Origin of the sequence: Roseovarius sp. SK2 (assembly GCF_028807495.1) — a bacterium.
Taxonomy (GTDB): domain Bacteria; phylum Pseudomonadota; class Alphaproteobacteria; order Rhodobacterales; family Rhodobacteraceae; genus Roseovarius; species Roseovarius confluentis.
Genome location: NZ_JARAMK010000017.1, coordinates 36,856 through 49,378 on the forward strand (window position 1 = coordinate 36,856; position 12,523 = coordinate 49,378).

Annotated in this window: 12 protein-coding genes and 2 pseudogenes; 3 read left to right on the forward strand and 11 right to left on the reverse strand. The window is 58.3% G+C overall.

From position 1 onward, the window contains the following. Nucleotides 1–88: 88 nt before the first annotated feature. The 8 genes and pseudogenes from PVV74_RS21900 to PVV74_RS21935 all read right to left on the reverse strand — a co-directional run bounded on the left by PVV74_RS21900 (nucleotide 89) and on the right by PVV74_RS21935 (nucleotide 6,433). A complete protein-coding gene (locus PVV74_RS21900) occupies nucleotides 89–607 on the reverse strand; it encodes a type II toxin-antitoxin system YhaV family toxin (protein ID WP_274594660.1) in 519 nt (172 codons plus the stop codon). Beyond that, nucleotides 604–930, reverse strand: coding sequence for a type II toxin-antitoxin system PrlF family antitoxin (locus PVV74_RS21905; RefSeq protein WP_036562940.1), 327 nt, complete (start codon nucleotides 928–930; stop codon nucleotides 604–606). The genes PVV74_RS21900 and PVV74_RS21905 overlap by 4 nt, the downstream gene beginning before the upstream one ends. Before the next feature lie 125 nt (nucleotides 931–1,055). Further along, the gene (locus tag PVV74_RS21910) at nucleotides 1,056–1,709 is read right to left on the reverse strand and encodes a DUF6927 domain-containing protein (RefSeq protein ID WP_274594661.1); all 654 of its coding nucleotides are present in this window, start codon (nucleotides 1,707–1,709) and stop codon (nucleotides 1,056–1,058) included. Next, nucleotides 1,709–2,302, reverse strand: a complete 594-nt coding sequence (locus PVV74_RS21915; protein WP_274594662.1) for a regulator — start codon at nucleotides 2,300–2,302, stop codon at nucleotides 1,709–1,711. The genes PVV74_RS21910 and PVV74_RS21915 overlap by 1 nt, the downstream gene beginning before the upstream one ends. A gap of 72 nt (nucleotides 2,303–2,374) precedes the next feature. Beyond that, nucleotides 2,375–4,357: a ParB/RepB/Spo0J family partition protein gene (locus tag PVV74_RS21920; RefSeq protein ID WP_274594663.1), complete on the reverse strand. Its 1,983-nt coding sequence runs from the start codon at nucleotides 4,355–4,357 to the stop codon at nucleotides 2,375–2,377. Nucleotides 4,358–4,511: 154 nt separating this feature from the next. Then, nucleotides 4,512–4,901: a DUF3768 domain-containing protein gene (locus PVV74_RS21925; protein WP_274594664.1), complete on the reverse strand. Its 390-nt coding sequence runs from the start codon at nucleotides 4,899–4,901 to the stop codon at nucleotides 4,512–4,514. 69 nt (nucleotides 4,902–4,970) lie between these two features. Then, complete coding sequence (locus PVV74_RS21930; RefSeq protein WP_274594665.1) at nucleotides 4,971–5,909, reverse strand: ArdC family protein; 939 nt, start codon at nucleotides 5,907–5,909, stop codon at nucleotides 4,971–4,973. A gap of 39 nt (nucleotides 5,910–5,948) precedes the next feature. After that, nucleotides 5,949–6,433: pseudogene (locus PVV74_RS21935) on the reverse strand (hypothetical protein). Between the two features lie 303 nt (nucleotides 6,434–6,736). Between PVV74_RS21935 and PVV74_RS21940 the strand changes: the two are divergent. Continuing rightward, nucleotides 6,737–7,823 (forward strand): annotated as a pseudogene (locus PVV74_RS21940) (Fic family protein). 212 nt (nucleotides 7,824–8,035) lie between these two features. Here PVV74_RS21940 and repC read toward each other — a convergent pair. The 3 genes from repC to repA all read right to left on the reverse strand — a co-directional run bounded on the left by repC (nucleotide 8,036) and on the right by repA (nucleotide 11,497). Further along, nucleotides 8,036–9,091: a plasmid replication protein RepC gene (gene repC, locus PVV74_RS21945; RefSeq protein ID WP_274594666.1), complete on the reverse strand. Its 1,056-nt coding sequence runs from the start codon at nucleotides 9,089–9,091 to the stop codon at nucleotides 8,036–8,038. A gap of 238 nt (nucleotides 9,092–9,329) precedes the next feature. After that, complete coding sequence (gene repB / locus PVV74_RS21950) at nucleotides 9,330–10,298, reverse strand: plasmid partitioning protein RepB (RefSeq protein ID WP_274594667.1); 969 nt, start codon at nucleotides 10,296–10,298, stop codon at nucleotides 9,330–9,332. After that, on the reverse strand, nucleotides 10,298–11,497 hold the full coding sequence (repA, locus tag PVV74_RS21955; RefSeq protein ID WP_274594668.1) for a plasmid partitioning protein RepA: 1,200 nt from the start codon (nucleotides 11,495–11,497) through the stop codon (nucleotides 10,298–10,300). The genes repB and repA overlap by 1 nt, the downstream gene beginning before the upstream one ends. 90 nt (nucleotides 11,498–11,587) lie before the next feature. Between repA and PVV74_RS21960 the strand changes: the two genes are divergently transcribed. Together PVV74_RS21960 and PVV74_RS21965 are read left to right on the forward strand one after the other, a co-directional pair. Then, the gene (locus tag PVV74_RS21960) at nucleotides 11,588–11,782 is read left to right on the forward strand and encodes a hypothetical protein (RefSeq protein WP_274594669.1); all 195 of its coding nucleotides are present in this window, start codon (nucleotides 11,588–11,590) and stop codon (nucleotides 11,780–11,782) included. A 179-nt stretch (nucleotides 11,783–11,961) separates the two neighbouring features. Beyond that, on the forward strand, nucleotides 11,962–12,189 hold the full coding sequence (locus PVV74_RS21965; protein ID WP_067623053.1) for an AbrB/MazE/SpoVT family DNA-binding domain-containing protein: 228 nt from the start codon (nucleotides 11,962–11,964) through the stop codon (nucleotides 12,187–12,189). The last annotated feature ends 334 nt before the right edge of the window (nucleotides 12,190–12,523 follow it).

Sequence of the window (12,523 nt, forward strand, 5' to 3'; positions counted from 1 at the left end):
TTTCTCCGACCGGATTATCAGTCGATGCTACATCTTCCAGCGTCGCGTCGTAAACGATAATGCCATAGGTCACAGCCAGCTGGCCCACTTACCGACCAGGCGCCGCTTCAAGGGACGTCTCGAACCGCTTGTCCGCCGCCGCAGCTTCTTCCAGGAGTGCGTCAAAATTGTCAGGTGGATTGCCATCTTCCAGCATCCCTTTGAATGTCGCATAGGCATCTGTCTTGCTGCCGTAGGCGCGCAGGGTCTTGTCGTCGTTCACCCATGCCAGCACGATGACTTTCGCGTCGCTGTTGAACCGGTAGAACAACCGATACTGCTGGAAGAATTTCGCCCGGAACCAGTGCTTGCGGTGATCCCCGAGCGTGCTGCCTTGCCGGTAGGCGGCGGCACTCGGATCTGCCGGTATGGCCTCGGTGACCAGCTTGAAGATGGCGGCCAGCCGTTTCGTCGGGTTTTTCTTGCGCCAGGTCTTTGGATCGCGTGCCTTACGCGCCTCGACTTCCTCGATCAGCCCTTCGAGTTGGTCCAGAAAGAGCGGATGCGCATAAATCGACCATCCGTTTACGACAAGGGGCGCCCCTGCGGGCACGCTATCGCCGGTCATTCATCCTCGAGCGATAGCGGCGCATCGAGATCGACGTCAACGTCTCCGACCAGTGCTGCAAGACGGTCATGCAGAGCCCCATCGAAGGCCCGAATGCGGTCCGGATGCGCCTTGATATCGGCCTCGACAAAATCAAGGAACGCGCCGAGCGCGGGATCATCCTCGTCGCTGCGCACGGGCTCGATATAGACCCTGCCACTCGGCTCGGTGCAGTAGCGAATCTGGTCGCCCTTGCCCAGCTTGAGCTGTTTGCGCACACCCGCCGGCACGGTCGTCTGATAGCGATCCGTGAGTTTCGAGACATCTTGTGCGAGCGCTGTCATGACAGTCTCCTGAAAGAAAAGGGGCTTTGCTACCCGTGATAGGTAATGCATTTGCATTGTCTTGTCAAGACAAGCCGCAGGATCTGCTGTCGCCGGGCAGGTCGATGAGCTGTCCGGCGCAGCACCTATTCTCGCCCCGCGAGATACTCCGCCAGCACCGGGCTGGCAGCACCTTTCGCGGAGCTGAGCAGCTCAGAACCCGCAAGCGTGGCCTTCGAGAGGCGTACGAGCCCGCCGGTTTCCTCGATCCGGTAGCAGCGGCGTTTTTGCCGCCCCCGCTTGTAGTGGGTCGCGGTGACGATCTGGCATGTACTGCCATCGGTGAGCGTCACAGGGGTCGCGAGCCTGATCTTGTCGCCTTCGTCGTAGTCCGGGATCGCGGCCCAATCCCGGCAGCGCTGTCGCCAGGCGTGCGCATAGCTGCCTTCGTCTTTCAGGTCAGAGAGAAGCTCGATCAGCCCAAGGGGCGCGCGCGACTCGTTCGGGCCAGCGCTTTCCTCCATGTCCTTGTAGCCCCAGCAGCCGTCATCGTATCGGGTAAGGAAGACAGCCCCGAAAGTGATAGAGCCATCCGCATCGGTGACATAGGTCGCGTCCTCGACAGGGGTGCCGTCGAGATTGGTTACTTTTGCCGCCGCATACCAGGTGGAGCCGACCCTACAGGCTTTGACCAGTTCGGTTTTGCACGTGTCGCCATGAGAGGTGCAGAGCCGGGCGATTTCCGCCTTTTCGTCCGCGTAGGTCTTCACGCGACAGTCGGTGTAGAAGAGCCAGCCCATCACGCCGCCCTCCGGTCATCGAGCTCCATAAGCATATCGAGCGGCACGCGGTACGGCTGCATCGCATCGAAATGCTCGCAATTGCCGCAGTTCTGCACGATCGCGAAGGTATCGCAGGCATCCTTGAGGATGACCCGGAATGTACCGCCGAGGCCCGAGGGCACCTCGTAGGTTCCGCCGATGAGATAGTCCGAGGCCCGGCGCACGAAGACGCGGATGCTGTGGCCATCGGTGGCGAGCCGGATGGCCCCCTGCCCCCGGTCGATGAGCACCTGCACGTCATCAAAAATGTCGGTGTAGAACTGGCCGGTCAGATCGCGAAACGCCATGCGGCGCTTCGCCATCCAGTCTGTGTCGCGAAACGGGTTCATGCCATCGGCGAAGGCGAAGGAGGGATCGGCCTGCTCGGTCGTGACGATGCGGGTGGTCGTTCCATCAATACCGTTCGAGCGCAGATGCACGCCGTTGCCGACGATGAGGATCAGGGCCGGCCTGTCCACGGGCCCGTTCCAGTTGGGCAGGAAGGTTTTGCAAGCGCGCGCATGGGCGATCTGCGCCGCAACGGCTGAGGCAGAGAACTTGAGAATAGCCATGGGGATGTCTTTCCGTTGGGTATGAGAAGATAGACCCGCGCGGGGAATGCCTCGCGCGGGTCGTATGATGGCTCAGGCCGCTTGCGCGACCCCGCTATCAGGCTCGTGGGTTTCCGCGATGGGCTCTGCATCATCGCAGGCGACACCGGCGGTCTGCATCATCGGCGGGCACCAGGCGGCCACAGCAGCGCGCTGCGCGTCGGTGAGGGTGGCGAAGGGTTCGGCGAAGAGCTTGTCGCAGAAGGCCACAATCTCCTTCTTGCTTGACGAGGCCAACGTTACCGCCTCTTGAGCGAGGCCCAGATCCTCGCCGAGGATTTTCAGGAGCCAGGCCTTCTTGAAGCGGTTGAAGAGGGCCGCGTTCGGCGTCCAGTGGGCGCGGATGTCGGGCATGATCTCGATCTCGAAGTCATGCATCAGGCTCTCGCGCCGCGGGTCCCGCGCGAAGCAGGACTGCGTCGTGCTGGCGGTCGCATAGGCGACGAGCTTGGCCTTCTCGCCTGCCTCCAGCGCGCGGAACGCCGCGAACTGATCGGCAGGGGACCGGGTGTCATCGAGCCAGGAGAGGTCCAGCGCATCATGCGCCGCCGCCACATGCTCAAGCGAGGTCACGTCGATCTCGTCCATCTTGGCGTGGCTGCGGTATTCCTTGCGGGCCTCGATCTTGATCGCCTGCGTGACACTCATGCCGCTGGCCAGAACATCACTCACCAGCTTGAAGAGCGTCAGATCGAGCGTGGCCTCGGGATGCAGCGCCATCGCGGCCCCGAGCGCCATGGCCCGCTCGGTCTTGAGGTCTTCAGCCAGCGAGGCTGGGTAGCTGATTTCACCAGCGTCGGGGGCCTCCTCTCCGGTGGTGTTGGTCGAGGAACTGGGCGCGCCCTCTTCTTTCACGATGTCCTCCGGGCGGACGAGGCCCACATGGAGCGTGATCTGCCCGTTCGACCAAGACGCAATCACGCCTGCACGGGCGAGGTCCTCGGCGCTGTAGGCCTCCTGCAGATCGCGGGCTTCCTCTTCCAGAGCGTCCACCCGGTCGTAGAGCGCATTATAAGCGTCGTCTTCGAGCCCCTCATCCTCCATCTCGAGCTGCAGTTTCTCAAGCTCGGCGGTGATCTCGTCGATGCGCTTCTGGGCCGCCTCATCTGGCTCGATCGGGCCGGGATAGACGCGGCCATAGTCGGCCATGGTCGCGTAATCATAGCGCACCAAAGCATCAGCCCAAGCAAAGCCCAGCCTCATACGGGCCTCTTCGGCGGCGGCCCCAAGCTTCTCGAGCAGGATGGTCTCGACCAGCGCGGCGTCTTCCAGCACGGAATGCTCTTCCAGCAGATCGGCCGCAACCGCGCCGCCGCGGGCCTCATAGTCTTCACGCACAAAAGCCCCGATATCGTCACTTACCTGCACGCCGCGAGTCTTGAGCGCCTGTCGGACGGTATAGGCTTGCAGATAGCCGCCGTCTTTCGTGAGCGCCTCGAAGACCTCGCGTTGCGCCTCCTGACTAGGGTGCTCGGCAAAGGCTTTCATCGTGTCGAGCGTGATCGTCTTGGCCCGGGCCGCGGCGCGGATATCGGGGTGGATCAGACCGTAGCGCAACCGGCCTTTCACGGCCGCCACCGTGGTGCCGAATGTCTTGGCGATCGTCTCGGGCGTCTGGCCATCGATCTCCATCATCCGGGCGAAGGCCTCGAACTCGTCGATGGCGTTCATCGGCGCCTGGGTGATGTTCTCGGCGAGCGACAGCGCCGTGGTCACGTCACAGTCCTCCGGCACAAGGCGGCAGTCTACCTTGGTCTTCGCGGTGAACCCCTTGGCGGCATTGTCTGCGACCAGCTCGCTCAGCGCGGCATGGCGACGGCCACCGGCGAGCACGGCATATTTCCCGTCGAGCTTCTGGACGAGGAGCGGCTGGAGCAGGCCCAGCACAGCGATGCTGGCTTTCAGATGTGCGATGTTCTCGGGATCATAGGTTTCTGGCGAGTTGCTGCGCACATTGGCGGGGTGAGCTGTCAGATCGCCGATAGCGACAGAGACGGGTTTGAAACTTGCGGTCATGGGATGTCCTTTTCGATGGGTATGGTGCGGCCCGCGCTCGTGCGTGACCAATCCCCGGCTTCGGAGATCAAAACGACAGCAGGCCCGCTTTGCCTTTTGAGAGGCAGCGGGCCTTCATCGTCTGGGCTGTCAGTGGGAGGGGTCCCCTGCCCTTCTACCAGTCGCGCGCCAGCATGATGGTCAGCACGCGCATGGTGGTCGCGGGATTGTCCGGGGCCTCGGCACCGTAGCGGAAGTCGGAATCGGCCTCGTACAAATCCAGTTTCCAGAACACGGTCTCGCCGCGGATCTCGACCGCCCCGAAATCATGCCAGCCTTCGGGATCATTCTCGGGCTCGAACGTGGCAAACTCACCGGTGGCCTTGACCGCCTCGGCCATGAAGCCATCACCGGCCTCCATAAGCGAGCGGGTGACATGCATGCGACCCTGTATGGGCTGCGCAGGCCGCACCCCGAGGCAAGCGAGCTTGCGAAACGCGTCGTTTTGCGCCGCGATTACACTCGGATCAGGGCAGTCTGTCTGGGGTTGTGCGGTGATGGTCATCGGACATTCCTTTGAGAAGTTGAAACACCCTTCCCAAAGCCCGCTTTAACTTTTGCGGTCCCACACCGCTCAAGCGGCTTGGGCGCCCACCCCTGCCCTACCCGCGTCCGACCGTGCGATCAGGTAATCACAGGCGCGCTGCGCATCGGCGGCGTGCTTGAAGATCGCGTTCTTGTCAGAGCGCAGAACCCGTAGCCAGTTGTAGAGATACGCCGCGTTCATCTCGAGCGTATGCGCTGTGAAGCCGAGCGTCTGGCCAAGGAGCACCGAGGTCAGCTCGGCGACGATCTCTTCGCGGGCATAGGCCGTGTTGCCGAAGCGCGAGAGGCCGTAATCGCGGTTCAGCCGGTGCCGTGCCTTGGTGGCATGGGCCAGCTCATGCGCCCAGACCCCGTAGAAATTCCGCGGGTTCTCGAATCGCGCAATCGACGGCATGAATACCTTGTCCACGGGCGGCAGGTAATAGGCTTCCGTGCCGGTGAAGACCGTCGTTATGTCGATGGCGTCGAAAAACGCCTGCATATGCGGGATGGGCTCGGACGGCGGATGTTCAGGCGCTGGCACGGGGTCGGGATAGAAGCTCTCGGGCAAGCCCTCGATCTGACAAGCATTGAACACGCGGTAGGATTTCTGGAAGCGGAAGATGCGGGCCTCCTCGGAGCGAGCATTGTCCTCGCTGTGGTCATCCTCGCCGTCGGCATCTTTCCGGCTTTGACCGTAGTAGACAACGACAGAGGACTTCTCGCCCTTGCGGATCTTTGCGTCCAAGGCATTGGCCTGCGGCAGCGTCATCCAGAAGGGTGAGCTGTGGCCCGCCATCACGGTGCGCATGGTCAGCAGGAAGTTGTTCACGCCCTGATATGGTTCGCCACACACGCGCAGGGGACGAGAGCTGCCACCAGCGGTCCAGGGCTTGCGCCACGGCAGGACGCCGCGCTCGATGATGCGGATGATTTCGTTTGTGATGACCTCGGAGGCATCGAATTTGGGCGTGCGGGATCGTGCCATGGTTGGCGTCCTTTCTTGTGTTGGTGAGAAGATTGGGGGTCAGGTTGACTGACGGGGCCGCGGATCATTGGCGATCTTCGCGCCAAGCTCTTCGACTATGTCGATGTAGGTGGTCAGCGAGACGCACTTGCCGGCACCCGAATGCTCAGGGTCGAGCGATCCGTCCCGCGTCACCCGCGGCAGGGTCGCGAAAGCGATGACATCGGTGACGGTAAGAATATCGATGAACGGGGTTCCTCGTGCGACCGCGAGGGCTGCCAAGGAAAAGCGCTCGATCGGCGCGAAGGTCGACACGGTGGTCGAACCGAGATGGAGGAACGAGCCGCCCTCTCCGCAGATCACATGGGCATTCGGCAGCGTTGCAGCCTGCCTGAATATCCGAGATCGCGGAGAACGGCTTTCCGCTCGAGCTTCCGTGCCAGCTCCGTCTCGCCTGTTCGGCGCAGCTCTCTATGCCGCCACCACGAGGCGGCGGTCGTGCGCAACACGCGCAAGACACCTGTTTGCATGGGAATGCCCTTCATACGGAAAAACAGACCGGAACCCGGCCCGGACCCATTTGAGGGACCCCAAAGGCCCTCATCCGTCAGTCACAAAACCTGAAGAACACTTTCTCTTTTCGCGCGTACGGACCTTATTCTTCTCAAAAACCAATGTGTCCTCACCAAACGGCTCAATACCGCGCGGTCTCTAGAAACCCTTGATTTGGAACAGCAAATTCAGATCGGCAGGCAACATCGGCAATACATATCGGCAAAACCTTGCCTTGGAACAGGAAATATGTATATTTTTCCATTGCTTAGAAAATAAACAGATCAGCAAAAAAGCTGGAAACACCCGCCAGAATCGAACGCTGCCTCTTCGAGGAGCATATTCCAACAGAATTGGCCGACCTTTCTGTCGACATCCGGAGGGAAGCCACCGGGCTGAGACAAGGGCTGCTCCCTGACCGCGCAGCCGAGCTAGCCGATCTCGTCTACGTAATGAACTGCTACTACTCCAACCTGATCGAAGGATACAACACGCGCCCCCGCGACATTGAAAGGTCGCTGGCCGGCGGTGAGCTTGAGGAAGAAACACGCCCTCTCGCCCTTGAGGCCCGGGCGCACGTCATCGTTCAATGGGCCATCGATAAGATGCATCGCAAGGGCACCCTGCACCGCCCCACATCTGTCGAATTCCTGACTTGGGTCCATAAGAGCTTCTACGACGAGATGCCTGACGAGTTTCGGATCATCGAACACTCCGACGACCCACAAGAGACCATCATTCCGGGACGCATGCGCCAGGATGACGATCGAGAAGTAGCGGTCGGGCGCCACCTACCTCCTCCATCGTCGCGCGTTGAGGCGCGGTCTTCGAGCGGAAGGATCATCGCGATCGCGTCTGCACATCACCGGCTGAACTACGTCCACCCTTTCCCGGATGGTAACGGCCGTGTCAGCAGACTAATGTCTCGTGCCATGGCCCTCACAGCCGGGATCGGCGGTCAAGGGCTCTGGTCCGTATTGCGTCGGCTGGCCCGCGGGCTGACCGATCGGGGTGAGTACAAACGGTTGATGGATCTCGCGGATAGTCCCCGACGAGGAGACCGGGACGGGCGCGGAAATCTCTCAGAGGCGGCATTGAAAACGTTCAGCGAATGGTTCCTGAAAGTGACGCTCGACCAAATCACGTTCTCAGCAAGACTGTTCGATCTCGGCGGTTCTTCGGCATGGTGCACTGGAACGAGGCGACGCGCAGATTGTGCTGAAGACGTCCGAGCGTACTGCTCGCAACACGCTGAACAAACTGACCGCTGCCGGATACCTGACTTCCGTCTCGCCGAAGAGGCCAGTTCGGTTGGCGTTTCAGTTGGATTATCGAGAGCGGCTCTTTCCAAACCTTTTTGGTGATGGTGACCTCACACAATAACTCTAGGGATTTAGGGTGTAATGCCTGACCACAGATTTCTTCCATGGCCTGGGAGATTTCTATCAAGGCTCGCTCGTGTGTCACTTGTCCACCGCGGTGGACACCTGCTGGTCTGAGATAAACTGAAGAACCACCACGCGCCGCTAGGTGCGTTTGGATAGTTGTGGTTGCCATGACCGCTGCTTCCCGTTCGAAGTCCACCGCGGTGGACATTAGACGGTTTGCTCATTGGTTTCGGACAGTCGCTTGATCAAAGCTAATGGATCAAATTGGTTTTGCCTTTGACCCAGGGTGATACTGTGGAAATACGCTCCAAAATCCCTGATGCGTTTTCCGAGCTGTAGCATGATGAAGATCGCGCATGATGCTTTCTGCGTTCCTACAGCATTCTTGGCTTTCTCGAAAGTTTCTGGGTGAATGCCCATCATGGGTGCAAGTGTTCGAGCATGGTTTTCAATGTCCAACCAGTTTCTAAGTCTCTCTGTGGAGAACGATGTCGCCTGATCGCAGACTGAGGTTAGCAAGTCTGGTTTCAGGGTCTCATCGCCTATGTTGCTATCTAAATCTTTTTTTTCTTCTTTAGACTTAGATTGATGCCGGACAGATTGTCCGTCATTGGCGGGCAGTTGCATTTTTTCTGGTGGATCATCCGGGGTGGATAAACTCTGGCATTCTGCGTCCGTGTCGGAGAGCAGTGCGCGGTATTCGGGGAGGCTTAGCTTCCTGCGTAGAGTTTTTCGTGCGTGGTTGATGAATGTGTTGTTGGGATCATGCTCTTCCAAATGGGCGAGCTTTGTGAGGATCTGTTTGCGGACAAATATCCGATCCCGCCGGTTATTCTCCATTTCTTGCGCGATGGTGATAAGCTCGCTCGCACGTTGGAGCAAGGGTGCAAGCGACAATCCAAAACTGATGCACTCCCCGCCGGATGAGCGAACGCGGTAGCGCTTTCGGTTCGAGCTGTCATTGCGCTTGATGAATCCGAGTTCGACGAAGCGGTTGATGTGCCTGCGAAGTGTCCGTTCGTCGATGCCGCCAACTCGTTGGCAGATTGAATTGTTCGACGCAAAAACCGTTTCGCCGTGGCCAGGTTTCAAAAAGCTGAGCATTGCTTGAAGGGTCTGGATGTGGCCAGGGCGAAGCCCGAACACGCTGCGCGCGTCTCTCAGGGCCCGGAAGATGGTCCAGATATCGATTTCAGATGCGGGAGTTGAGCCGCATGATGCATCTGCACCAGCAACCTCGATTGGTAGTTTTGTAAATGCCATGATTTGATCACGATGACCGTTTGGCCCACAGCTTCCCTGTCTCCTCCCAAGATTTTATCTGGGAAAAGGCAATAAAAATCGGTTCACCGAATCGGTGACTCTTGACCGGTTTGCTGGAGGTTGCTACATCATGGGTGCAAATCGAATGATGAGGGCTCTCCAGGGGAAACTTTGGGGGGCTCTTTTCTTTCTGGTCTTCGCTTTTCTCCTTTGCTCGGGTTCCTCTATGTGGCTTGGGTTAAGACCCAGAGCCGCTCTCATTCCGCCAAGTATCGAAGAGTTGCAAAAGCGCCGCTTCTGCACGCTCCTCGAGCCACTGGCCGAATTCCGGGTTGTCCTTTTTGGCGATCTTGATAGCGATCGCTTTCTGATCGACTGTCAGCGTTCCGACAGTGTCGCCGCTCTCATTCTTGACGACGGACGTCACGCCGCGATTGGTCGGTTCTTTGTCTGCACGCGCCTTGTGCGAGCAAGCAGAATAGACCGCCTGAAATCTCTCGGGGCTTGGAGTGTCGTCGGGTAGGGCGGCGATCACCTCTTTGGCCGAATTCACCAAGTCTACCTTTCCCGATAGGGCCGCTAAATCACCCCACTGCCGTCTTCCGATGCCATGTGCCGGCCCGATAAGCTGAACAAGCCCATCAGGCAGTTGATCGATAACGACCCGGTGGTTGGACACGCCTTGCCGGGTTAACCCCAAAGCATCCTGAATGACGCCGGGCTTGTACCCAACTTCCTGCATCTCCCTGATAAACAAAGATTTTTCGATGAAAGACGGATCAAGTCGAAGGTTGTTCTCTTGACCCTGTGCGATAAGCGAGGCGTCGTCGTCCAATGTGCGAACGATTGCCTTGACCGTTCCTCCGATCTTGCGGATCGCTGCCAGTCTACGGCGGCCGTAGATGATGCGGTATCTGTCGGGTTGGCCCGATGGGCGGACCATGATCGGCACTTGTTGGCCATGCTTGCGAATGCTCTCGGCAAGCTCGTCGATACTCGTATCTTCCAGCACCAACCGATCGCGAAGGCCATCCATGTCAATCTGATCGGGTTCGATGTCCCGGATCGAATTGGCCGTGATTTCGCGCAAGGAGTCCCGCAAACCGCCAACAGAGCCGGGCAGCTTTGCAGTTTTTTGCAGGGTAGGGGAGGGAGCCGCGCTCTCTTTTTCGTCCTTCGGAGGTTGGTTGAAAATGTTTCTGGCCATCAGCGACGCCCCCATGCCATTTGGATCGTCTGCTCCAGTTCATCGGCAACGCCGTTCACGCTGGTCAGAGCGCGATCAATCGTTTTCCTGATGAACTGGCCGGGATCAACTTCATAGACGGTCTGCTGGGTCATTCCGGCGTCAGAGATTGCGGTAGACTTCAGCATGGGTTCAGTCATGACCTGGCCGGCGAGAATTGATCTCAGGTAGCCAGCCATTTGGGTCTGTGGCCCATCTGACGGCTCATATCTTGTGATCAGGAATTTGACGAAATCCCATGTCACACGGCGTCCAATCGCTTCTTCAACGGCCTTTACCGTTTCTGACGCAAGTTTCAGGAATTGGCTCATGGAAGCGATATCTAGCATGCCTGGTACGACCGTCACCAGGAGCCCTGTAGAGGCCGCCAATGCCGTGAGAGTCAGAAAGCCGAGTTGAGGAGGGCAGTCGATCAGTACGATGTCGTAACGTGCCTCTACCTCCTCGAGTGCCAAGGCGAGGCGCTCCGCAAAAATGGGCTGCATCCGACGGGCGAGCGCGTTTGCTGTCTCGGTTTCGTACTCCGAGAGCATCAAGCCGGCCGGAACCATGTCGAGCTTGTGAAAGTAGGTCTTTTGGATCACGTCAGAGAGCGGAACCTGATCCTCATATCTCAGAGCATCATAGATTGTTCCGCCTTCGGCGAACTCGAGTTCGGGCCGAAAGCCGAAAAATGTGGTCAAACTTGCTTGCGGATCGAGATCCAAGACCAAAACACGGTAGCCGCGCAAGGCGTACCGCTGTGCAAGATGTATCGTCGCTGTTGTTTTCGACGAACCACCTTTGAAATTGACGACAGATAGCACCTGAAGTCGGTCGCCATCGCGTCGACCTGGCCGATAAGATTCGGCATTCTTTCCCGTGCGCTCCAAGATATTGCGCAATTCGTCCACTTCTTGGGCTGTGTAGAACCGGTGCCCGCGGTTATCAGTATGCACTTCCGGGAAGCTATCGTCCTTGTGCCGGTTGCGCAGGTTAGACGTGCTTACGCGCAGGAGACCAGCGACTTCGGTCGAGCTGAAACGCCGCAAGGCTTTACGCTCTTCGGGTTCGAAGGCGATCTTCATCTGCCGATCCAAGGACTCGGCCAGATTGTCGGCAAACGTGCCGATGTCAGAAGAGCCTATGCCTTGCGCATATCCAACGTTACGATCATCCATATCCTGCCGCCCGCTCTTGGCCTCTGTTAAGGCTCTTGGTCATTTTGACGACGCACAACGTGTCTGACGCAATTTGCCGTCAGAATGGGAATGCCACGATCCAGCGAGTCCGGCAAGAAGAATCTAGATGTAGTGCAAAAGTTATCCACAACACCAATTTCAATCAAGCTGTCGGATCTTGGTTACGATATTGAAATTGATAATGAAAAACTCGATTTTATGGAGCGCCTCTTCGAAAAAAGGGAACGTTTCCCGCCGAGAAACAGACTAGGCATTATTGGTTGATGGTACCGCTGAATCAGTGCGAACCGAATGATTCTTCAAATTTTTTGGACTACAACAGGTTCCGTTGCGATGGCGCATCGGCGCATTTCCGTCGCCGCACCTGCAGGGCGATGGCTTTGCTTGTGGAGCGAGATGGATGTACACTGAACGTTGTTTTATCCATGCCTTGAGAGGACAAGATGCAAGTCGTTAAATGGGGGAGTTATCTAGCTGTCCGTTTGCCCGCCGAACTTGTGCTTGAACTCGGCTTGAAGGAAGGTGATGAGATCGACCTCGTCAAAGACGATGGTGCTGTGCGTGTTCGGCGTAAGCCTCGCGTGGATGAAATCCTCAAAGCACTGAAGCGGTTTCGGGGCAAGCTGCCCAAGGAGACGCGTATGTGTCGCGACGCGGTGCATGAACGCTGAGTTCGCAGATGCGAATGCCGTTTTCTACCTATTTGCAGACGATCCAAAGGCGGAGCGGGCCGAGGAGATACAAGGGTAGGGGTCCCGGACCAGTGTTCAGGTGCTGAACGCAGGGGTAGTTAAGTGTCGGAAGAGTGCAGGGTTCAGCCGGGAGGACACCGCATCCTTTCTTCTGGCACGTCATGACTGGCTATTTTCCGAAAGACCAAGCCACTCGACGCTCTCGAGCTGCGATCTACACTTGCCTCAAGCATCTGGTCGGAACGCTGTCAGTTGGGCATTATCCAAGAGTGGCACAAATTGGGTTGCGCTAACCGCGGTTCGTGTGCCATTG